General features: G+C 69.4%; 23 protein-coding genes. 18 read left to right on the top strand and 5 right to left on the bottom strand.

Annotated elements, in window-relative coordinates; genetic code table 11:
• Positions 1-5: 5 nt before the first annotated feature.
• Entirely contained in the window at positions 6-494 is a 489-nt protein-coding gene (gene mscL, locus ACL03I_RS00115) for a large conductance mechanosensitive channel protein MscL (protein WP_355071897.1), read from the bottom strand.
• Between the two features lie 110 nt (positions 495-604).
• Positions 605-1,342, bottom strand: coding sequence for an SDR family NAD(P)-dependent oxidoreductase (locus ACL03I_RS00110; RefSeq protein ID WP_355071899.1), 738 nt, complete (start codon positions 1,340-1,342; stop codon positions 605-607).
• Between the two features lie 70 nt (positions 1,343-1,412).
• Between ACL03I_RS00110 and ACL03I_RS00105 the strand changes: the two genes are divergently transcribed.
• From ACL03I_RS00105 to ACL03I_RS00080, 6 genes are all read left to right on the top strand, one after another.
• Entirely contained in the window at positions 1,413-2,234 is an 822-nt protein-coding gene (locus ACL03I_RS00105; RefSeq protein WP_355071900.1) for an alpha/beta fold hydrolase, read from the top strand.
• Positions 2,235-2,311: 77 nt separating this feature from the next.
• On the top strand, positions 2,312-3,757 hold the full coding sequence (mshA, locus tag ACL03I_RS00100) for a D-inositol-3-phosphate glycosyltransferase (RefSeq protein WP_379254021.1): 1,446 nt from the start codon (positions 2,312-2,314) through the stop codon (positions 3,755-3,757).
• Positions 3,754-4,257 (top strand): type III secretion system chaperone family protein, encoded by a 504-nt coding sequence (locus tag ACL03I_RS00095; protein ID WP_355071902.1) that lies wholly within the window; start codon positions 3,754-3,756, stop codon positions 4,255-4,257. The genes mshA and ACL03I_RS00095 overlap by 4 nt, the downstream gene beginning before the upstream one ends.
• Positions 4,258-4,324: 67 nt before the next feature.
• Entirely contained in the window at positions 4,325-5,227 is a 903-nt protein-coding gene (locus ACL03I_RS00090) for an ROK family protein (protein ID WP_412804832.1), read from the top strand.
• An 82-nt stretch (positions 5,228-5,309) separates the two neighbouring features.
• Positions 5,310-6,047, top strand: coding sequence for a phosphoglyceromutase (locus ACL03I_RS00085; RefSeq protein WP_412804831.1), 738 nt, complete (start codon positions 5,310-5,312; stop codon positions 6,045-6,047).
• A gap of 207 nt (positions 6,048-6,254) precedes the next feature.
• Positions 6,255-8,309: a CocE/NonD family hydrolase gene (locus tag ACL03I_RS00080; protein ID WP_412804830.1), complete on the top strand. Its 2,055-nt coding sequence runs from the start codon at positions 6,255-6,257 to the stop codon at positions 8,307-8,309.
• An 87-nt stretch (positions 8,310-8,396) separates the two neighbouring features.
• On the opposite strand, the gene ACL03I_RS00075 is transcribed toward ACL03I_RS00080, so the two are convergent.
• On the bottom strand, positions 8,397-9,056 hold the full coding sequence (locus ACL03I_RS00075; RefSeq protein WP_364424332.1) for an NADPH-dependent F420 reductase: 660 nt from the start codon (positions 9,054-9,056) through the stop codon (positions 8,397-8,399).
• A 91-nt stretch (positions 9,057-9,147) separates the two neighbouring features.
• Here ACL03I_RS00075 and ACL03I_RS00070 point away from each other — a divergent pair, with 91 nt between their 5' ends.
• The 3 genes from ACL03I_RS00070 to ACL03I_RS00060 all read left to right on the top strand — a co-directional run bounded on the left by ACL03I_RS00070 (position 9,148) and on the right by ACL03I_RS00060 (position 11,618).
• Positions 9,148-9,585 carry a winged helix-turn-helix transcriptional regulator gene (locus tag ACL03I_RS00070; protein ID WP_355071910.1) on the top strand — a complete coding sequence of 146 codons (438 nt, stop codon included), beginning with the start codon at positions 9,148-9,150 and terminating at the stop codon, positions 9,583-9,585.
• A gap of 111 nt (positions 9,586-9,696) precedes the next feature.
• On the top strand, positions 9,697-10,932 hold the full coding sequence (locus tag ACL03I_RS00065) for a sensor histidine kinase (protein ID WP_355071911.1): 1,236 nt from the start codon (positions 9,697-9,699) through the stop codon (positions 10,930-10,932).
• Complete coding sequence (locus ACL03I_RS00060; RefSeq protein ID WP_355071912.1) at positions 10,929-11,618, top strand: response regulator transcription factor; 690 nt, start codon at positions 10,929-10,931, stop codon at positions 11,616-11,618. Before ACL03I_RS00065 ends, ACL03I_RS00060 begins: the two co-directional genes overlap by 4 nt.
• A gap of 73 nt (positions 11,619-11,691) precedes the next feature.
• On the opposite strand, the gene ACL03I_RS00055 is transcribed toward ACL03I_RS00060, so the two are convergent.
• Together ACL03I_RS00055 and ACL03I_RS00050 are read right to left on the bottom strand one after the other, a co-directional pair.
• Positions 11,692-12,021 carry a hypothetical protein gene (locus ACL03I_RS00055; RefSeq protein ID WP_355071913.1) on the bottom strand — a complete coding sequence of 110 codons (330 nt, stop codon included), beginning with the start codon at positions 12,019-12,021 and terminating at the stop codon, positions 11,692-11,694.
• Positions 12,022-12,130: 109 nt separating this feature from the next.
• Positions 12,131-13,003, bottom strand: coding sequence for a hypothetical protein (locus ACL03I_RS00050; RefSeq protein ID WP_356962593.1), 873 nt, complete (start codon positions 13,001-13,003; stop codon positions 12,131-12,133).
• A gap of 65 nt (positions 13,004-13,068) precedes the next feature.
• On the opposite strand from ACL03I_RS00050, the gene ACL03I_RS00045 reads away from it, so the two are divergent.
• The 9 genes from ACL03I_RS00045 to ACL03I_RS00005 all read left to right on the top strand — a co-directional run bounded on the left by ACL03I_RS00045 (position 13,069) and on the right by ACL03I_RS00005 (position 21,631).
• Positions 13,069-14,100: a Ppx/GppA family phosphatase gene (locus ACL03I_RS00045; protein WP_355071917.1), complete on the top strand. Its 1,032-nt coding sequence runs from the start codon at positions 13,069-13,071 to the stop codon at positions 14,098-14,100.
• A complete protein-coding gene (locus ACL03I_RS00040; RefSeq protein ID WP_412804829.1) occupies positions 14,097-15,701 on the top strand; it encodes an ABC transporter permease in 1,605 nt (534 codons plus the stop codon). Before ACL03I_RS00045 ends, ACL03I_RS00040 begins: the two co-directional genes overlap by 4 nt.
• A gap of 110 nt (positions 15,702-15,811) precedes the next feature.
• On the top strand, positions 15,812-16,690 hold the full coding sequence (locus tag ACL03I_RS00035) for a sugar phosphate isomerase/epimerase family protein (RefSeq protein ID WP_355071920.1): 879 nt from the start codon (positions 15,812-15,814) through the stop codon (positions 16,688-16,690).
• A gap of 139 nt (positions 16,691-16,829) precedes the next feature.
• On the top strand, positions 16,830-17,717 hold the full coding sequence (locus tag ACL03I_RS00030) for a thioesterase family protein (protein ID WP_355071921.1): 888 nt from the start codon (positions 16,830-16,832) through the stop codon (positions 17,715-17,717).
• 32 nt (positions 17,718-17,749) lie between these two features.
• Complete coding sequence (proC, locus tag ACL03I_RS00025; protein WP_355071923.1) at positions 17,750-18,568, top strand: pyrroline-5-carboxylate reductase; 819 nt, start codon at positions 17,750-17,752, stop codon at positions 18,566-18,568.
• 145 nt (positions 18,569-18,713) lie between these two features.
• Positions 18,714-19,016: a helix-turn-helix domain-containing protein gene (locus tag ACL03I_RS00020; protein WP_412804828.1), complete on the top strand. Its 303-nt coding sequence runs from the start codon at positions 18,714-18,716 to the stop codon at positions 19,014-19,016.
• A 226-nt stretch (positions 19,017-19,242) separates the two neighbouring features.
• Complete coding sequence (locus ACL03I_RS00015) at positions 19,243-19,344, top strand: 30S ribosomal protein bS22 (protein WP_003402602.1); 102 nt, start codon at positions 19,243-19,245, stop codon at positions 19,342-19,344.
• A 209-nt stretch (positions 19,345-19,553) separates the two neighbouring features.
• On the top strand, positions 19,554-20,627 hold the full coding sequence (locus tag ACL03I_RS00010) for an NAD-dependent epimerase/dehydratase family protein (RefSeq protein ID WP_355071925.1): 1,074 nt from the start codon (positions 19,554-19,556) through the stop codon (positions 20,625-20,627).
• The gene (locus tag ACL03I_RS00005; RefSeq protein ID WP_355071927.1) at positions 20,624-21,631 is read left to right on the top strand and encodes a lysophospholipid acyltransferase family protein; all 1,008 of its coding nucleotides are present in this window, start codon (positions 20,624-20,626) and stop codon (positions 21,629-21,631) included. The genes ACL03I_RS00010 and ACL03I_RS00005 overlap by 4 nt, the downstream gene beginning before the upstream one ends.
• The last annotated feature ends 129 nt before the right edge of the window (positions 21,632-21,760 follow it).

Raw genomic sequence — 21,760 nt, 5'->3', positions numbered from 1 at the left:
CGGTTCTAGCGCACCTTCACGTTCTGTTCTTCGGTCGCGTCGTCGGCGTGTTCCTCTTCGACCTCTCGGTCGGCCTGGCGTTGGGCGCGGACCGCCTCGTGCCGCTCGGCGAGCAGGTCGCGAATCTCGGTCAGCAGTTCGATCTGGGTGGGCTCGGCCGCCTTCGGCGTGCCGAAGCGATTCTTGATCGTCTTCATGGGCAGGATCAGCACGAAGTACAGCACCGCGGCGACCATGAAGAAATCGATGGCGGCCGTGATGATCGGGCCGACGGCGATGAAGGTGGCGGGCTTGGAGGGGATCAGCTGCACGCCGAGGCCCAGCTGGTTGGTGCTGCCGAACACCGCGAGCAGCGGATTCACGACACCTTTCGTCACCGAGGTCACCACGGAGGTGAACGCGGTGCCCATGACGACGGCGACCGCGAGATCGATGACGTTCCCGCGCATCAGGAACTCTTTGAAGCCCTTGAACATGAGCCGAATCACTCCCATCCGATGTCCTTACGCGTGCGGCTTCTCGGATGTTAACGGCTACGGGCGAACAGCGAAGGCCCAGCGATTCGCGGCCGGGCCAGCGCTGCCGAACGAGTAATGCGCTTCAGCTATGAAGTGCGGCGGGCGAACCGACCCGCGTCGGCCTGGTCGCGCGGCTTGATGATGATCTGGTCCAGATCGACGTGCGCCGGTCGCGACGCGACGAACCCGATGACCTCCGCGATGTCCTGGGCGACCAGCGGATCGATGCCCTCGTACACCTTGGCCGCGCGTTCGGCGTCGCCGCCGAAACGCACCAGCGAGAACTCGGTCTCCACCGCGCCGGGCGCGATCTCGGTGAGGCGCACCGGCTGCCCGAGCAGCTCTCCGCGCAGCGTGCGGTGCAGCACGGCCTGCGCGTGCTTGGCGGAGGTGTACCCGGCGCCGTTGTCGTAGGCGGTGAACGCGGCCACCGACGTGACGGTGACGATCAGCCCGTCACCGGAGGCGATCAGCTTCGGCAGCAGCGCCTTGGTGACGCGCAGTGTGCCGAGCACGTTGGTCTCCCACATCCAGCGCCAGTCGTCCAGGTCGGCCTCGGCCACCGGAGCCAGGCCCTTCGCGCCGCCCGCGTTGTTGACCAGCACGTCGACGCGCTCGACCGCTTCGGTGAACGCCCGCACCGACTCGTCCGAGGTGACGTCGAGTTCCAGTGCGGTGCCGCCGATCTCGTCGGCGAGGCGGCCCAGGCGATCGAGCCTGCGCGCACCGACGTAGACGTGATAGCCCTGCTCGGCCAGCTCACGGGCGGTGGCCTCCCCGATCCCCGAGCTGGCTCCGGTCACGACGGCGGTGCGAGTGCTCATGCGAACAGATCCTAGGTGCGCGAGGTTTGCCGGGTCCTGGCGGTCCCGCGAGCACGGTTAGCCTCGGTGCATGGCTATTCGGGACGTGGTGAGCGCGGACGGAACCAACATCGTCTACCGGGTGAGCGGCCCGGCGCACGGCAGGCCGCTGGTGCTGCTGCACGGCTGGTCGGCGAATCTGCGCTGCTGGGGTGGAGCCGCCGACGACCTCGCCGCGCACATGCGGGTGGTCGCCGTCGACCTGCGTGGCCACGGTTACTCCGACGCGCCCGCGGCGGGCTACGACGATCCGAAGAACTGGGCGGCCGACGTCGCGGCGGTGCTGGCGGCCGAGGGCATCGCGTCCGGGGCGGTGCTGCTCGGCTGGTCCTACGGCGGGATCGTGCTGACCGACTACTTGACCGCCTATGGCACCGGCGCCGTGGCGGGCGTCGTCTACACCGGCTCGATGGCGAATATCGGCCCCGGTGTGCCCGGCGCGGCGACCGGCAGCATGATGCGGGAGGCGATTCCGGGCGTCTTCGAGGAGAGCGCGGGGCGGGCGGTGCGCGCCTTCGGTGTGTTCGGCAATGCGAACACCGGACCGGGCGCGGACAAGGGGCCGGACGCGCAGCGCTTGTTCGGGGCCAGTCTCGCCACCCCGCCCGCGGTGCGCAAAGCGCTGTTCTACCGGACCGTCGACAACACCGAGACCCTGCGCACACTGGACGTTCCGGTGCTCGTCCTGCACGGGACCGCCGACCGGGTCGTTCCCGTCGACAACGGCCGCTACATCGCCGAGGCCGTGCCGGACGCGCGTGTGTCGTTCTGGGAGGACGCCCAGCACGGCCTGTTCATCGAGGACCGTTCCCGGTTCGTCGCCGAGGTGCGCGCGTTCATCGAGAGTCTGTGATCGGATTCATGTCTGCTCTGTGATAGCTCTCACTTGCCGCGGATAGCGTGTCTGGGCCGGGGAACGCAACGTGCACTATGGATAGTGTGAGTCAGCGCCTGGACCTACGGCCGAACCGTATCGCCGTGTTATCGGTGCACACCTCACCACTCGCTCAGCCGGGCACCGGCGACGCGGGCGGCATGAACGTCTACGTCCTGCAAACGGCCGTCGAGCTGGCCCGGCGCGGCACCGAGGTGGAGATCTTCACCCGGGCCACCGCGTCGAACGTCCCGCCGGTCCAGGAGGCCGCGCCCGGCGTGCTGGTGCGCACCGTGGTGGCAGGCCCGTTCGAGGGGCTGGACAAGCACGATCTGCCCACCCAGCTGTGCCCCTTCACCGCGGAGGTGCTGCGTCAGGAGGCCAGGCACCTGCCCGGCCACTACGACCTGGTGCACTCGCACTACTGGTTGTCCGGCCAGGTCGGCTGGCTGACCAGGGACCGGTGGCGGGTGCCGCTGGTGCACACCGCGCACACCCTGGCGGCGGTGAAGAACGCCGCGCTGGCCGAGGGCGACTGTCCCGAACCGGCGACCCGCGAGATCGGCGAGAAGCAGGTGATCGCCGAATCCGACCGCCTGGTCGCCAACACCGCTGAGGAAGCCCGCCAGCTGGTGGAACTCTATGGCGCCGACCCCGAGCGCATCGATGTCGTCCCGCCGGGTGCCGACTTGACCTGCTACCGCCCCGGTGACAAGGCCGCCGCCCGCGCCGCGCTCGGGCTGGCCGCCGACGAGCGGATCGTCGCGTTCGTCGGCCGGATCCAGCCGCTGAAGGCGCCCGATGTGCTGGTGCGCGCCGCGGCCGAGGTCTTGCGCGCCGACCCGGAGCGCAAACTGCGCGTGCTGATCGTGGGCGGCCCGTCCGGCAGCGGGCTGGAGCGGCCGGACGCGCTGATCGATCTGGCCGCCGAACTCGGCATCGCCGAGCGGGTCAGTTTCCTGCCCCCGCAGCCGCCGCAACGGCTGGTGCTGGTCTACCGCGCCGCCGATCTGGTCGCGGTGCCGAGCTACAACGAGTCCTTCGGCCTGGTCGCGATCGAGGCGCAGGCCAGTGGCACCCCGGTGCTCGCCGCCGACGTGGGCGGTCTCGGCACGGCCGTACGGCACGAGGTGTCCGGCCTGCTCGTCCCCGGCCACCGCACCGTGGACTGGGCGAACGCGCTGCGCCACCTGCTGGACGACCCGGACCGGCTGCACCGGATGGGCGAGCAGGCCGTCGCGCACGCGGCCAACTTCTCCTGGGCGCACACGGCCGACGGGCTGCTCGCCAGCTACGCCGCGGCCATGGCCGGTTTCCGGGACGAGCGGGCGGCTTTCGGCGGACGCGGCCTGGCGCACAGCGCTGTGCGGGAGGATGCCTACGACCGGGTGTCCGACGACCACACCGGTCTCGCCGCGGAGCGGACGGCCGCCCTGCTCGGCGAGAACAGTCAGGCGAGATCGCGGGCGCTGTGGCGGCGCCGGATGGGAGTGCGCCGGTGAACGAGGTACAGACGACCGCGCGGCTCATCGATGAGACGCTGCGGGACAGGGAGATCGAATACACCCGGCCGGGGGAGGAGACCTTCGTCGTCGTCCTGCCCGGTGAGCGCAAACTGAAGACCACGGTGATGGTCACGGTGGGCAAGCACGGGGTCCGCTTCGAAGCGTTCGTCTGCCGCAAGCCCGACGAGAACTTCGAAGGCGTGTACAAGTTCCTGCTGCGCCGCAACCGCAGGCTCTACGCCGTCGCGTACACCCTCGACCGGGTCGGCGACATCTATCTGGTGGGCCGGATGTCCGCGCACGCCGTCACCGCCGACGAACTGGACCGGGTGTTCGGCCAGATTCTCGAGGCCGTCGACGCCGACTTCAACGTGCTGCTGGAACTCGGCTTCGCCGAATCCATTCGGCGGGAATGGAAGTGGCGCGTCTCGCGCGGCGAGTCGCTGCAGAACCTGCGCGCCTTCGAGCATCTGGTCGATTCCGCCGACAAGCCGTAGCCGGTCGTCGCCCCGTCCGGTTCCCGGGTGACAATCGCAGGTGGCTCGGATCGGCGAAGGGACGGCATTGGCGATTCTTGCTCTGGACATCGGCGCGACGAAGTTCGCGGCCGGGGTGGTCGGCCCCGGTGCCGAGGTGCGCGACGTGCGCCGGGTGGACGTGCCGGACGCGGGTGTGTGGGACGTCTGTCGCGAACTGCTGCGCACGGTCGCGGGGCCGGAACGCGTCAGCGCCGTAGGTATCGGTGCGGCCGGGCCGGTGGATGTGCGCACCGGCGTCACGGGTCCGTTGAACATCCCGGAGTGGAAGACGGGATTCCCGATCGTCGCCGCCGTGCGGGAACTCTTTCCCGCCGCCACGATTCGTTTCGCCATCGACGGCGCTTGTCTCGCGCTGGCCGAACATCGCCTCGGCGCGCTGCGCGGGGTGCCCGACGCGCTGGGCATGACGGTGTCGTCGGGCATCGGCGGAGGGATCGTCGCGGGCGGCAAGGTGCTGCTCGGGCGCACCGGCAACGCCGGGCACGTGGGTCACATCGTCGTGCCCGGGTGGGACACGCCCTGCGGCTGCGGCGGCCGCGGCTGCGTCGAGGCGGTCGCGAGTGGCATGTCGTCGGTGCGCTGGGCGCGCGAGCAGGGTTGGCCCGGCGCCACGGGGGTGCGGCTGGCCGCGGACGCGCACGCGGGCGACGAGATCGCCGTCGCCGCGCTGCACCGGGCTGGCACCGCGCTCGGCGCGGCGGTCGCCTCGGCCGCCGCCCTGCTCGACGTCGACCGGGTGGTGATCGGCGGCGGGTTCGCGCAATCCGGTGCGCCGCTGTGGGATCCGTTGCGGGCCGCGGTGGACGCGCACGCCGGGCTGAAATTCCTGCGCGGACTGCGCGTGGAACTCTCCGAGATCACCCACGGGGCCACCCTGGCGGGCGCGGGCGTGCTCGCCGCGGAGCGCACCGCCGACGAACCGGTCTGACATCGCGCTTTCGCGCCAGGACCGGGGCGGTGGAGGCGGGAACCGATGCGACCCGGCGCAGCGCGCATGGGAGGATGGCCGCATGACGTACACCCTCGTGCTGCTGCGCCACGGCGAAAGCGAATGGAACGCCCTGAACCTGTTCACCGGCTGGGTGGACGTGCACCTGACCGACAAGGGCATCGCCGAGGGCAAGCGTGCCGGGGAAATGCTGGCCGAGCACGGCATCCTGCCGGACGTCGTCTACACCTCGTTGCTGCGTCGCGCGATCTCCACCGCGAACATCGCGCTGGACGCCGCCGACCGGCACTGGATCCCCGTGATCCGGGACTGGCGGCTCAACGAGCGCCACTACGGTGAGCTGCAAGGCAAGAACAAGGCGCAGGTCAGGGAGAAGTACGGCGACGAGCAGTTCATGCTGTGGCGCCGCAGCTACGACACCCCGCCGCCGCCGATCGACCCGGCCAACGAGTACAGCCAAGAGGGCGACGCGCGCTACGCGGGCATCGATGTCCCGAAGACCGAATGCCTGCTCGACGTGGTCAACCGGATGGTGCCGTACTGGGAGTCGACCATCTCCAAGGACCTGCTGTCCGGCAAGACCGTGCTGGTCGCCGCGCACGGCAACTCGCTGCGCGCGCTGGTCAAGCACCTCGACCAGATCTCCGACGAGGACATCGCGGGCCTGAACATCCCCACCGGCATCCCGCTGCGGTACGAGCTGGACGAGAACCTGCGCCCGGTGCGCCCGCACGAGTACCTCGACCCGGAGGCGGCCGCCGCGGGCGCCGCCGCCGTCGCCGGTCAGGGCGGCAAGTAACCCGCATACCGAGCACTCTCGACGCGCTGTCACCCGCCCGGGTGGCAGCGCGTCGTCGTTTCGATGAGGTGTTGCCGTGCGACACGCCGGAGGGATGCCGGTCGATCCGCGGCGCTATGTCGGCGATTTAAGTTACCCACTATTTCTACCGGCAAGTAAGTAGGTACACTCTGGTCGTTCGACCAGCCGAGAGGTGGATCACGTCCGATGAAGAACGCGCTGCGGGCCACGGTGGCGGCGGTTGCCGTCACGATGCTCGTCCCCTTGCTCGCCGCCGGCGCCGATGCCGTCGTGCCGCCCACCGGCCCGGACGGCGGCGCTGCCGGAGCGGCTTGGACTGCCACCCAAGATGATCCGCAGCAGTACCCGAACATCAACATCCAGTGGGACGTCCCCATCACGATGAGTGACGGAACGGTCCTGAAGGGCAACGTCTACCGGCCCGCGGACGCCTCCGGCCGCCCCGTCGACACCCCTACGCCGACGATCGTCAATCTCACGCCGTACACCAAGCTGGTGTCGAATCTGGCCGATCACGCGCAGTCGATCCCCGGCCTGTCCGACGCGCTGATCGAATTCTTCCGGCGGATCGACATGAGCGGCACGCCGCTGTCCGGCGTCACCGACCTGACGAAGGCGTTCGGCGGGGGCGAACTGCGCAACTTCACCGTCGACCGGCAACTGATCAAGAGCGGCTACTCGCAGGTGGTCGTCGACGTGCGCGGCACCGGTTTCTCTCAGGGCGTCTGGGACATGCTGCGCGGACGCGAACAACAGGACACGCTCGAGGTGATCGACTGGGCGTCCCGGCAGCCGTGGTCCAACGGACGCGTCGGCATGAACGGCATCTCCTACTCCGGGATCAATCAGGTGCAGGTCGCGCAGAAGCGCCCGCCCGCCTTGCAGGCGATCTTCCCGGTCGTGCCGGGCAGCGACCTGGTCAACGACGTGCTCGCACCCGGCGGCGGCTTCGGCTTCAACTTCATCCCGCTGTGGCTCACCGCGGTCAACGGGCTCAAGCTGATTCCCGATCTCGCCTCGGTGCTCAACGGGCAACTGGACACCACGTGGCTGGCCGACCGCGCCCGCGATCCGTTGACCTTCATGGACGTCCTGCTCAACGTCTACACCACCGCGCGCATCGAGGATCTCGACCCGCGCGCCAAGGAACTGCTGACCGACGGCTCCGGCCCGCGCCAGGACTGGCTCGGTGATCCCAGCGGTATCCGGACGCCGACCTTCGTCACCGGCGGCTGGCACGACCTGTTCACCTACTCGGAATCCAAGATCTACAACGAGATTCCGCTGCCGCCGGGCCAGAAGCAGCTGCTGATGGGCAACACCTATCACCTCAACTCGGGCAACGAGTACGGCAAGCCGGGCCTGCCGCCGCGGCTGGACGTGTTGCAGCGCGCGTGGTTCGACCGGTGGCTCAAAGACATCGACAACGGCATCGAGCAGTACGGCCCGATCACCCTGCGTCAGCAGGGCGGTGGCTGGATCACCACCGACTCGTTCGCCGCGTCGACCGCCGCGAATCCGGGGCAGGCGGTGCATCGCAGGATGTACCTGTCCGCCGCCGCCAGCGGCACCGCGAACAGCCGCTACGACGGTTCGCTCGATGCCACGGGCACCGGCGAGCCCGCGCGTCTGACCGTGGCGCCCGGCCTGACCAGCCTGTGTTCCAACGACGCCGCCCAGGGCAGTGCCGGTGTGCTTTCGGTCATCGACGGCTGTGCGAAGGACTCCAGGGTCGAGGAACTCAACGGGCTGACCTTCACCAGCGCCCCGGTCGGCGAGCCGACCACGATTTCGGGGCGGATCGCGGTGCGGCTCAACACCGTTCAAGATGCCGCCGATGGGTACTGGGTGGTCACGGTGAACGATGTCGCGCCGGACGGGCAGTCCAGCGTGCTGTCGTCCGGTCAGCTCATGGCTTCGCTGCGGGCGATCGATGAGGCGAACAGCAGCAAGTCGGCCAACGGCGACTACACCGATCCGCGGCCGTACACCTCGCTGGAGCAGCGGCAGCCCACGGTCCCCGGCGAGGTGACCACGCTGGACATCGCGCTGCCCGCCACCGAGGCGATCCTGCAACCCGGTCACCGTCTGCGCGTCGACGTCTACGCGGGCAACTTCCCCAAGGGCTTGCCGATCCTGCCGATGCTGATCGACACCGGCTTGCGGCCTCAGCATCTGGAGCTGGACCCCGGCCGTCCGAGCTTCGTCAACATCCCGGTCAGCGGCGATCCGGGCTGGTAGATCCGGGGCGGGTCCGGGCGTGCACCCCGCGCATCGACGTCGCGGGGTATGGGCGAGGGTGCACGCTCCGGCCTCATCGTCGTGCGGTCAGTCGACGACGGCGAACGCGGCCTCCACGGGCGGGAACATCGCGCGGGCGTCGTGCCCGGCGAACCAGAGACCGACGGTGAACACCGACATCGCCTCCAGGTACCGGGCCCGGTGCAGCCCGCCCGCCGGGAGCGCCCGCGATCCCAGGTCTTCCGCCAGCCCCGCGACCACCCGCAGCGCGGCCTCGTCGTCACCGCACAGCGGCACCGCCAGGCGGCGCTCGTCGAAGACGCGCGCCTTCGCCTGCCACACCTCGGCGGCGCACAGGTTGAAGGCCTTCACCACGTGCGCTCCCGGCGCCAGCGCAGCGACCCGTTCCGCGACAGCGTCTTCCGCCAGGACGAAGGCGGTGGCTCCTTCCGGCGCCGCCGCATCCGGGGCGAAGGCGTTGGTGCAGTCGACCACCGTGCGTCCGGCCAGCAGCTCTCCGGTCGCGTGCAGCACCTCCGACAGCGCGGGCACCGGTAACGCGAGCAGCACGACGTCGCCGAATGTCGCCGCGTCGGTGATGCTCCCGGCGCGCCCGCCGATCGAGGCCGCCGATTCCGCCGCGGCGGCGGCGGTGCGGGCGCCGATGAGTACTTCGTGCCCCGCCGCGCTCCAGCCGCCGCCGAGCGCCCGCGCCATCGCGCCCGCACCGATGATTCCGATTCGCATTCGAACTCCTGACTCGAAATGTGTTCGACGACGACGCTAGGAAATCCGAAAGGCACCCGGAGGTGCGCAACGGCGCTGGCAAGCTGGAGCCGTGAACGCAGCACCGATCGACCCGGTCAGCGCCGAGCGGGTGGAATACGCGCCCTACGGCGACTTCGAATCCGACTGCCCGGCCCGGATGGGTGTGGACATCTTCGGCAACTCCTGGCTACCGGTGCTCGTCTACCTGCTGCGCGAGGGGCCGATGCGTCCGGGCGAGCTGCGCGCGGCCATCGGCGGCATCAGTCAGAAGATGCTGACGCAGACGCTGCGCCGGATGGAACAGATGACGCTGGTGCGCAGGCACCGCTACGCCGAGGCCCCGCCGCGGGTCGAATACGAGCTGACCGAGGCGGGCGTGGACCTGTTGACCCCGATCTACGCCCTGGGCGAGTGGGTGGACAAGCACGGTGCGTCGGTGAACGCGGCCCAGGCCGAGGCCGACGACGAAGAAAACCGACCGCTCGGTGAATACGAGGCGGATACGTGACGTCGAACAGCGCGTAAACATGCGGCTAACGGGGCCGGAAGGGCCTATGACCTGCGCGAAACTTCGTGTACCCCGCGTTGGCCGACCGGTCGGCGACCGTACGATTCAAGTGTGAGTGTTCCCCAGGCCGTGCTGCTGGCCATCTTGGCGGCTGTCGTCGGCCTGGCAGTCGGCGGGCTACTGATCCCGTATGTGAATGCCAGGCAGGCCGCGCGCAGGCAGGCCGACTCCGGTCTCACCATGTCCCAGGTTCTCGACCTGATCGTGCTCGCCTCCGAGAGCGGGATCGCGGTCGTCGACGAGTACCGCGACGTAGTGCTGGTCAATCCGCGCGCGGAGGAACTCGGCCTGGTCCGCAATCGCCTGCTCGACGAGCGGGCCTGGGCCGCGGTGGAGAAGGTGCTGGCCACCGGCGAATCCGCGGAGTTCGACCTCACCGCCAAGAATCCGGTCCCCGGCCGCGGCCGCATCGCGGTGCGCGGCGTCGCCAGGCAACTGTCGCGCGAGGAGACCACCTTCACCGTGCTGTTCGCCGACGACGATTCCGAACAGGCGCGCATGGAGGCCACCCGGCGCGACTTCGTGGCCAACGTCAGTCATGAACTCAAGACCCCGGTCGGCGCCATGAGCCTGCTGGCCGAAGCTTTGCTGGAATCCGCCGAAGACCCCGACGCCGTGCGACACTTCGGTCAGCGCGTGCTCGGTGAATCCCGCCGCCTCGGCAAGATGGTGACCGAGCTCATCGCGCTCTCCCGCCTGCAAGGCGCGGAGAAACTGCCCGAACTCGAGGTGGTGGACGTGGACACCGTGGTGATGCAGGCGGTCGACCGTTCCCGCACCGCCGCCGAAGCCGCCGGGATCACGGTCAGCACCGACCGCCCGAGCGGGCTCGAGGTGCTCGGCGACGAAACCCTGCTGGTCACCGCCCTGTCCAACCTGGTGGAGAACGCGATCGCCTACTCGCCGGCCGGTTCCCACGTGTCGGTGAGCCGCTCACTGCGCGGCGATCACGTGGCGATGGCGGTCACCGACCGCGGCATCGGCATCGCCAAAGAGGACCAGGAGCGGGTGTTCGAGCGATTCTTCCGGTCCGACAAGGCGCGTTCGCGCCAGACGGGCGGCACCGGTCTAGGCCTGGCTATCGTCAAACACGTGGCCGCCAACCACAACGGGGAAATCACCCTGTGGAGCAAGTTGGGCACCGGATCGACGTTCACCTTGCGCATACCCGCCCATCACGAAGCAGGCGCCGACGACGACCACGACGACGCCGTGGTTGGCACGAATGAAACAAGCCCGCGTCCTCCGGGACCGGGCCGACCGAATGGTGTGGAGGCACGCAGATGACGAGTGTTCTGATCGTCGAGGATGAGGAGTCGCTGGCCGATCCGCTCGCGTTCCTGCTGCGCAAGGAGGGTTTCGAGGTCACCGTCGTCGGTGACGGGCCATCCGCGCTCGCCGAGTTCGACCGGTCCGGTGCGGACATCGTCCTGCTCGACTTGATGCTGCCCGGCATGAGCGGCACCGACGTGTGCAAGCAGTTGCGCACCCGCAGCGGCGTCCCGGTGATCATGGTCACCGCGCGCGACAGCGAGATCGACAAGGTGGTCGGCTTGGAGCTGGGCGCCGACGACTATGTCACCAAACCGTATTCAGCCCGCGAGCTCATCGCGCGCATCCGCGCCGTACTGCGCCGGGGCGCCGGCGACGAGCTGGAGGGCTCCAACGAGAGCGGCGTGCTGGAAGCGGGTCCGGTCCGGATGGACGTCGACCGGCACACCGTGATGGTGAACGGCAAGCCGGTCACCTTGCCGCTCAAGGAGTTCGACCTGCTCGAATACCTGCTGCGCAACTCCGGGCGGGTGCTCACCCGCGGCCAGCTGATCGACCGCGTGTGGGGCGCCGACTACGTCGGCGACACCAAGACCCTCGACGTGCACGTCAAGCGGCTGCGCTCGAAGATCGAGACGGATCCGGCCAAGCCGGAACACCTGGTCACCGTGCGCGGCTTGGGCTACAAACTGGAGGCGTGAGCGCTCCGCGCGGCGAGAACCCGAAACGGCCGAGAGCACTGCGGTGCTCTCGGCCGTTGCGTTCAGCGGTGTGTCAGGGGACGTAGATCCACGTGGTGCCGAGGGGGGTCTCGGTCTTCTGCAGGGTGATCCAGCCCAGATCGTCTTCCTGCATGCAGTCGTAGAGATCGACGGTGTTGGTACCGCGGCAGGCGATGGTGTGGGAGGTGCCGTACGGGCTCGCGATCAGGAGCTTGCCCGCGGCCTTGGCGTTGACCGCGGCCGGATCGGTGGCCGACACGAACTCCGTGGTGAAGTCGAAGAACTTGTGCGGGTCGCCGTTCGGCTCGGCGTGGGCTACTCCGGTCAGCGAGAGGGCGGCGCCCAGGGCGATGGTGGCCGCGGTGAGAACTTTCTTGGACATAACGGCACATCAAACCCGATCCGGGTAAAGCTCGCATGGCGACGGGGTGAACCGCCCGGCGAATCGGTCCGCCGACCGCGGCCGACCGAGCGCCCGACCGGCAAACTGGTCAGGCGAACGGATCCGTGGATTCGCGCATCCGCTCGGCGTGCACCGTCGCCGGGTGGACGGCGATCAGGCCGAGGCCCTCGCGGCGCTTGCAGTGCCTGGCCAGCTCCGCGTAGGCGGGCGCGCCGATCAGTTCGGTCAGCTCCGGTGCGTAGGACTGCCACACCGGCTTGCTGCCGACATGGGCGTCGGGAGAGCCGGAGCAGTACCAGTCCAGATCGGCGCCGCCCGGCCCCCAGCCGCGGCGGTCGTATTCGGTGATCACGGTGCGCAGGATCTGCACGCCGTCGGGCCGGTCCACCCAGTCCTGGGTGCGGCGGATCGGCAGCTGCCAGCACACGTCCGGCTTCACCTCCAGCGGCTCGATGCCGCGCCGCAGCGCCATGGAGTGCAGGGCGCAGCCGATGCCTCCTGCGAAGCCGGGACGGTTGAGGAAGATGCACGCGCCGTCGAACCGGCGCGTGCGCAGCGCGGGCTCGTCGTCCAGTTCGTCGAGTTCCAGGTAGCCGCTCTTGGTGACTTTGCCCTGCGCGTTGGTCGCCTCGTCCCGCAGCTGCCAGTCCTCGGGTGTGAGCATCTTCACAGCGCGGCTCAGTCGTTTGCGGTCGTCCTCGTCGGAGAGGAACGCGCCGTGCGAGCAGCAGCCGTCGTCCGGCCGGTCGGCCAGGATGCCCTGACAGGCTGGGGTGCCGAACACGCACGTCCACCGCGACAGCAACCAAGTCAGATCCGCGACGATCAGATGCTCGTCATTTGCCGGATCTACGAACTCGATCCACTCACGGGGAAAGTCCGGATCGACTTCCGGGGCCGGGTCGATCTTCCCCGCTGGTCGGGGCCGGGTCGGGCTGCTCGGTGATGCGCCTACCGTCACGAAATAGGACGCTAACAGTTCAGTCGCCTGGGCTGAAGTGCCACACCACCCAGTACCGTGTTCATGTGCGGCTTGGGGTACTCGATGTCGGAAGCAATACCGTTCACCTGCTCGTGGTGGACGCGCATCGTGGCGGTCACCCCCTGCCGATGAGCTCGACGAAAGCCACCTTGCGGCTCGCGGAGAACATCGACGTCGCCGGTCGAATCACCGAGGCGGGCGCGCAGCGGCTGATCGACACCGTGGCCGAATTCGCCAGCATCGCCGAGACGTCCAGATGCGTCGAACTGATGCCGTTCGCCACCTCGGCGCTGCGGGAGGCGGCCAATTCCGAGGAGGTACTCGGTCGCGTGCGCGAGTCGACCGGAGTCGACCTGCGGGTGCTGTCCGGCGTCGACGAGGCGCGGCTGACCTTCCTCGCGGTGCGCCGCTGGTACGGCTGGAGCGCCGGGCGCATTCTCAACCTGGACATCGGCGGCGGATCGCTTGAGATGACCAACGGCGGCGACGAGGAACCCGACGTCGCGCTGTCCTTGCAGCTGGGTGCGGGCCGGTTGACCAGGGAGTGGCTGCGCGAGGACCCGCCGGGCAAGCGCCGGGTCGCCGTGCTGCGGGACTGGCTCGACGCCGAGCTGGTGGTACCGGCGAAGAAGCTGCTCGAGCCGGGCAAGCCCGATCTCGCCGTTGGCACCTCGAAGACCTTCCGGTCGCTGGCACGGCTCACCGGAGCGGCACCCTCCGCGGCGGGTCCGCGGGTGCGTCGTACACTCACGAGCTCGGGTCTGCGCCAACTGATTGCGTTCATCTCGCGGATGACGGCGGCGGACCGTGCAGAATTGGAAGGCGTAAGTTCCGATCGGTCACAGCAATTGGTGGCCGGCGCACTGGTCGCGGAGGCGAGTATGCGGGCACTTTCGCTCGATACTTTGGAGATTTGCCCGTGGGCGCTGCGTGAAGGGCTGATCCTGCGCAAACTGGATACCGATATGAATGGTGGACCCGAAGCAACGTACTCAGCGGGCACGGCGACCGGTGACGGTCGGCCCGCGCCCGGCGGCGCGCCTTCGCCGGGCTCGATCGGGACGGTGTCGTCATGAGCGAGGATTCCAAACAGCTGTCGGTCGCGGAACTGCTGGCGCGTAACGGCCAGCAGAGCGGAGGCTCGTCCGGCGGTGGCAGACGTCGCCGCAGTGGCCGTGGCATCTCCGTCGCCGAACTGACCGGCGACCTGCCGGTCATCCGGGACGGCGGTGGCCACTCCGCGCACGCGGCGCCGGATTCCGACGCGGAGGAGCCCGCCTACGCGCCCCCCTCGTTCGATCCGCCCGCGCCGGAACCGGTTTCCTACTCGCCCGAGCCACAGCCCGATCCGTCGTCGTATTCGCCCATGTCGGGCCCGATTTCGATGTACGACCCGCTGGCCGGTTACGCGCAGCCGGACCCGCCGCAGGCCGATCCGCCGCCCGGGCGATCCAACCGGGTCATGCCCGGCCGGGAGATGCCCTCTTCGCGGCACGGCACGTCCTTCGATCCGCTGTCGCCGGATACTCCGGTGTCCGATCTGTTCTCGGTCGCGCCCGGTCCGTACGCCCCCGACCCACTGGCGGGTGTGCCCGAGACGCCCCCGCGCTCGGGGCGCAGGCGCAGGCGGGAGGAACCCGAAGAAGAGGCCACCCAGGTACGGTCCTGGCACGAGGCCCCGCACGAGCCGTTCGGCCGGGACGCGCTGTCCGACCGCGGGGTCGGTGAACCGGGCCGCAACGGCCACGGAGAGCGGGACGCACCCGGCTTCGGCCGTTCGCCGCTGCCCGAACGCAACGGCGCCAGGGGAGGGCGCGCGGCCAGGCGCAGAGCGGCGGAGGCCGCGGAAGCCGCCGAGGATCTCGGTCCGTCCACCGCGGCCTGGTCCCCGTCCACCGGCGGTTTCGCCCCGGAATCGGAACCGCTGCCCCTTCCGCCGCCGCCCGATCCGAGACCGAAGCCGACCAGGCCCGCTCCGCCCGAGCCGCAGCAGGAGGCACATCGAAGATCAGCCCGCCGCGAGGGCGTCGGCGAGAACGGACTACCGGCCTGGTCGGCCCGCCGGCACAAGCCGCAGGCCGATTCCGCGCCGGAATCCGTCGGCATCCCGACCGCCGCGTGGTCGCTGGCCAGCCAGGATCAGCAGTTGCTCTCCGGCCAGACGGTCGCGGGCGACCTGCTGCGCGACGGCGTCGACCGGGCCGAACGCGGCGCGGCGGCGCGCAACGGCAGAGGCGGTCGCGGTAGGCGTGCCGCGGCCGAGGCCGCGGAACTGGACGGCGTCACCGACGTCTACGAGCCGATCGCGCTGGACGAGGACGAAGACGACGAGGACGACATCGTCGACGAACCTCGCGTCACCAGCCGGGCCACCTCGCGCCGGTCCCGGGCCGTCAAGAAGGCGGAGGACGACGAGAACCGGCGCCAGTGGATGATCCTCGGCGGCCAGAGCACCGGCGCCGCCGTCGCGGGCATGCTGCTGTTCAAGGGCTTCGAGCGGATGTGGGAGATGCTGCCCTGGGTCGCGCTGGCCCTGGCGATGATCGTGATTCTCGGCCTGGTGGCCCTCGTGCGGATCCTGCGCAGGACCGACGACATCCTCAGCACGGTGATCGCCGTCGTCGTGGGCATCTTCGTCACCCTGGGGCCACTGGCCTTTCTTCTCAGCACGAACTGAGCATGGAGCAAGTCGTGGCGAATATCGGGCAGGCGAACGAGACCGGGTCGCGTACGGGCGAGGGATCGCCAGGAGATACCGGGGGCGCATCCCGGCCGAAGGAGATCCGGGTGGGGCTCTCGACCGCCTCGGTGTACCCGCAGAACACGGAGGCCGCGTTCCGTTACGCCGCCGAACTCGGCTACGACGGCGTCGAGCTGATGGTCTGGGCCGAGCCCGCCAGCCAGAGCATCGCCACCGTGCAGGCGTATTCGCGCAGATACGGCGTTCCGGTGCTCGCGTTGCACGCTCCGTGCCTGCTGATCTCGCAGCGGGTATGGGGTTCGGATCCGGTGGCCAAGCTCGAGCGCAGCGTGCACACCGCCCAGGCGCTCGGCGCGGGCACTGTCGTCGTGCACCCGCCGTTCCGCTGGCAGCGCCGCTATGCGGCCGGGTTCGCGGCGCAAGTGGCCGAGCTCGAGGAGAGCAGCCCGGTGATCGTGGCAGTGGAGAACATGTTCCCGATGCGGGCGGACACGCTGTTCGGTCGACGCGAAGGCGCGGTGCGCCGACTGGAGCGCCGTGGTGGCCCGGGTCCGGCGCTCACCGCCTTCAGCCCCTCCTACGACCCGACCGACACCGGGTTCCGCCACTACACCCTGGACCTGTCCCATACCGCCACCGCAGGAGCCGACCCATTGGCGCTGGCGGCCCGCATGGGCGCGGGTCTGGTCCATCTGCACCTTGCCGACGGCCGAGGCGCCGCGCACGACGAACATCTCGTTCCCGGCGATGGCACCCAGCCGTGCGTGGAAGTGTGCGCGAGCATGGTCCGCAGCGGTTTCACCGGCCAGGTCGTCGCCGAGATCAACACGCAGAACGCGCGCACGACCAAGGAGCGGGCCGAGATGTTGCATCGCACGCTGGCCTTCGCCCGCAAGCATCTGACCGAGGCCGCCGCGCCCACTCCCGCCGGCGCGCGGCACAGCTCGCCCGAACCGCCGATGTGACGCTCGTCGCTACTCCGGTATGTGGCCATGGGGTTGGTCGCCGGTTGCGTTGTACGTTGTACGAACCCGTTGCCGACAGTGTGGTCGCGAGGCCGCGAACGACGCCATCGGGTGCGGTCGACGCAGGACAGGAGTGAGGATGACGACGGAGCTGACGGCCGAATTCGGCCCGGCGGCCACGACCGACGCACCGTTCAGCCAGGTGTGCGCGCTGGAACCGGCGCCGCCGCGGACGCCGGACACCGGCCGCTACCTGGGCTTCATCGACGACATCTGGACCATCGGCCCGAAGGTGCACGGCGGGACGATGGTCGCGGGCAGCGCGGCCGCGGCGACAAATTGGCTGCGCGCCGCCGATCCCGCGCTGGTCGGGATGGCGCCGGTCGCCGCGAGTTCCGATTTCCTCGGCGCGCCGAACCCCGGCGAGGTCGAATACGAGGTGCGCCTGCGGAAGATCGGTCGCCAGATCTGCCTGGCCGACGCCGACCTCGTCCAGAACGGCCGCGTCCTGGTGCGCACGGCGCTGACGTTCAGCCGCCTCGACGACGCGAACCCGATCTACGCGCCCGAGCACTCCGACATGCCCACGGAGCCGCCCGCCGATGCCATCGGCTACGAGCCCGGCTCCCAGATGGGCGACATCGTGCACGTCGGCCGAGGCGCCGACATCTATCTCGACCGCGACTGGGCCCGCTTCCTCGCGGGCGCGAAGGGCGAGCCGCGCCTGCGGCTGTGGATTCGTCCGCGACCGGGCGACGAGCAGGACCCGGACGTCGCGATGTACTTCGCCATGATGAGCGCCGACATGAGCCCGCCGGTCCCGATGAACCTCGGCCACTTCGGCTGGGCGCCCACCGTGCAGATGACCACCTACCTGCGTCGTAGGCCCGCGCCGGGCTGGCTGCGGATCGTCGCCACCACGCACGAGGTGGGCGAGCGCATGTTCGACGAAGATCAGCTGGTGCTGGACTCGACCGGCGCGGTCGTGGCGCAGAGTCGTCAGCTGGCGCTCGTTCCCCAGCGCTGAGCCGCCGCGCGCGCCGTCTAGCCTTGAGGCCCATGACGAGAATTGCGGTGATCGGTGGCGGGCGCATCGGGGAGGCGTTGGTCGCCGGGTTGCTGGAGTCCGGGCGGCTGACCAAGGATTTGGTCGTCGTGGAGACGCATCGGGAACGGGCCCATCAGCTCGCCGACCGCTTCGGCGTCCGGGTCACCGACGACCTCGCCGATGCCGCGGTCGGCGCGGATCTGCTGGTGATCGCGGTGAAACCGGGCGATGTGGACGCCGTGCTCGCGCCGCTGGGCAAGGCGGAGATCGGCAGCGACCGCGATCAGGTGCTGGTGTCGCTTGCCGCCGGTGTGCCGACCGCTCGACTGGAGGGCAAAATGCCCGCCGGGTTCCCCGTGGTGCGGGTGATGGCGAATACGCCGATGCTGGTGGGGCAGGGGATGAGCGTCATCGCGCCGGGGCGCTATGCGCGCGAGCGGCATCTGGAACTGGTGACCGAGGTGCTCGGCGCGGTCGGCAAGGTGGTCACCGTGGCGGAGAGCCAGATGGACGCCGTCACCGCGGTGTCCGGATCCGGGCCCGCCTACTTCTTCCTGGTCGTCGAGGCCTTGGTGGACGCGGGCGTCGGGCTCGGGCTCACCAGGGATGTGGCCACCCAGCTCGTCGTGCAGACCATGGTCGGCTCGGCCGCCCTGCTGGACAGTTCGACCCAGACCGCGGCGGAATTGCGCGCCGCGGTGACCTCGCCCGCGGGCACCACCGCGGCCGCGATCCGCGAACTCGAGCGCGGAGGACTACGCTCGGCATTCTGGGAAGCCCTCTTCGCATCGAAGGAACGGTCGGTCGAACAGGGCGCATCAGCGGAGTGACCGGTCTGTTTAAAATCGGAAAACCCGATTTCTCACACCCGTCGCAGTAACACCACTGGTCCCGCTAAGCTTCAAGGAGCACGTGCGTGTCTGTTCCGCCGGTGGGGAAGCCGGCGGCGCGGACGTGCCGGAGGTCAATGGTGCAATGATGTCTGCGAACAAGATGTCTGCGAATTCCGGAGCGTCCGGCGGCTCCGGTCCCGCAGCAAGTCGGGGGAATTCCCGCGCACAGCGTGAAGCCGCGACACAGGGGCAACCTGTGCTCGGCGGCGGCACCCAGTTTCTCACCGTCGCCGAAGTGGCGAGTCTGATGCGGGTGTCCAAGATGACGGTCTACCGGCTCGTGCACTCGGGCGAGTTGCCCGCCGTGCGTGTCGGACGATCGTTCCGGGTGCACGCCAAGGCGGTGCACGACTATCTGGAAACGTCCTATTTCGACGCCGGATGAGGCGGTTTCGGTACCGCTGGGGCGTGACGGTACGATAGCTCCTCGGTTCGTGTTCGCCCGCCGGTGGCATCGTAGTTCGTTGCCCCGTGGTATCCGGCGGCGCGAACACGGGGCGTGAGGCTTGCCGAGTGACCCCGGCCCGTCGGCCGGGGCGCGGCAGACGGGCGTCCGGCAATCGCGCACGGGCAGCGTGCGCGCCGAGTAGAGAGAACGCGAGGACAACCCTATGGGTTCTGTGATCAAGAAGCGCCGCAAGCGCATGTCGAAGAAGAAGCACCGCAAGCTGCTTCGCCGCACGCGTGTTCAGCGGCGCAAACTCGGCAAGTAGGCATCGCTGCGTGGTAGCTGCGCGAGCCCGTCACCAATAGGTGACGGGCTCTTTTATTTGAAACTTGAAATTTTGGAATCACCGTTTGTATCACGTGACTGAAGTCATCGTTAGATCCTGGTTAATACTCTCGGTGCGCGGGTAGGTAACCGCTACGCTGGGCACTGGGAATAATCACAAGGGCGGCTGGCAAGGGAAAGCGGGTGCCGGTGAGTTCTGAGGGTCGGGAAGTGTACGCGCCGAAGGTCGTGCTGGTCACCGGGGCCAGCCGGTTCTTCGGCGGCACGGTCGTCGCCCGCCTCGCCCAGCAACCCGCGATCGAACGGATCCTCGCCGTCGACACGATGACGCCGAGCCGAGAGTTGCAGCGGCGCATGGGCCGCGCGGAATTCGTCCGGGCGGACATTCGAAATCCGTTGATCCGTAAGGTGATCGATGGTGGCGAGGTGGATACCGTGGTGCACACCGCGCTGCTGACGCGCCCGCCCGCGGGCGGCGGTCGCGCGGTGATGAAGGATTACAACGTCCTCGGCGCGATGCAGCTGTTCGCGGTGTGCCAGAAGGTGGCTTCGGTGCGCCGGGTGGTGCTGCGCTCCTCGTCGGCGGTTTACGGTTGCAGCGCCAAGGATCCCGCGAAATTCACCGAGGAAATGAGCGCGCGCACACCGCCGCGCGGTGGCTTCGCGCGGGACATGATCGATATAGAGGGTTATGTTCGCGGGCTGGCCCGGCGGCGCCCCGATATCGCCACGTCAATTCTGCGATTCGCACCCATCGTCGGCCCGCGGCTGGCCGCCCGCGGCGCGCAATATCTGCGTTCGCCGGTGACCCCAACCGTATTCGGCCGGGACGCCAGAATGCAGCTGCTGCACGAGGAGGACGCGGTGGCCGCGTTGACCCACGCGGCGCGCGGCGCGGCAGGTGGCACGTACAACATCGCGGGCGACGGCGCGCTGTCGCTGTCGCAGGCGGTCCGGCGGGCGGGCCGGATCGAGTTGCCCGTTCCCTTCACGGTGTTCCGCACCGCGGGTCGCCTGCTCATGGGCCCGGTGCTGCGGGAGTTCTCCGCCGAACAGCTCGACTATTTCCACTTCGGTTGTGGCCTGGACACCACGCGCATGCGCACCGAATTCGGGTTCGTGCCGCGCTGGACGACCGTGCAGGCATTCGACGACTTCATCGGGGGCGCAGCGTTGCGGCCCGTGGTCGATCCAGCGTGGATCGACGCCGCAGAACACAAACTGCTCGGCCTGCTCGGGGCCGGTACGGGAGCACACCAATGAACGACGTAGCGAAAGTCATCCGACTCCACGACCTCCAGACCGAGGCGCGCCAGCGGCCGGCGCCACGCAGGCTGGCCGCTCCGAGTCCGGTGACGTCGCTGGTGGAGCGGCGCGCGGCGGTCGCGCCCGCCGCGCCCCAGTCGCTGTCGGGAATGCTGCGCGGCGCGCTCGGCAAGCAGATCTCCAAGACCGCGGATTTCGCGCGCCGCAGGCTCACCGGCGACTACCAGGTCGACGAGTTCGGTTTCGACGAGCATCTGCTCGAGTCGGTCATCCTGCCCGCCCTGCGTCCGCTGTCGGACCTGTGGTTCCGGGTGGAGGTCAGCGGCATGGACAATCTCCCGGAAGCCGGCGGCGCGCTGATCGTGGCCAACCACGCGGGCACCGTGCCGATCGACGGTCTGATGCTGCAGCTGGCCGTGCACGATCGGCATCCCAAGCAGCGCGCGTTGCGCTTGCTGGCGGCCGACCTGATCTTCGAGACGCCCGTGCTCGGGGTGCTGGCTCGCCGGGCGGGCCACACGCTGGCCTGCCGGGAGGACGCCGAACGGCTGCTGCGCTCCGGCGAGCTGACCGGCGTGTTCCCCGAAGGGTTCAAGGGCGTCGGCAAGCAGTACACCGATCGCTACAAGCTGCAGCGCTTCGGTCGCGGCGGCTTCGTCGCCGCCGCGGTGCGCACCGGCGTGCCGATCATCCCGTGCTCCATCGTCGGCTCCGAGGAGATCTACCCGAAGCTGGCCGACCTCAAGCCGCTGGCCCGACTCCTGGGTCTCCCGTATTTCCCCGTGACGCCGCTTTTCCCGCACCTCGGCCCGCTGGGGGCGGTGCCGCTGCCGTCGAAGTGGTACATCGAATTCGGCGCCCCCATCCCGACCGCGCCGTACGAGCCCGAGGCCGCCGACGACCCGATGACCATGTTCGAGGTCACCGACCAAGTGCGCGAGACCATCCAGCAGACGCTCTACAAACTGCTCACCAAACGCCGCAACGTTTTCACGGGGTAGCGGATGCGCTAGTGACCGTCGCGGGGGGGGGGTAACCCCGCCCCGCCCGCCCCCCCCGCCGGGCCGCGGGCCCGGGCGGGGGGGTCGCCGCGGTTTTCCGCCGTGGGGGCGGTTCGGACGTGGCGGGTC

Origin of the sequence: Nocardia sichangensis (genome assembly GCF_047200615.1) — a bacterium.
In the GTDB taxonomy this organism is placed as follows: Bacteria; Actinomycetota; Actinomycetes; order Mycobacteriales; family Mycobacteriaceae; genus Nocardia; species Nocardia sichangensis.
Note: the sequence above shows the minus strand (reverse complement) of the source record. Positions and strands in the feature narration are given on the sequence as shown.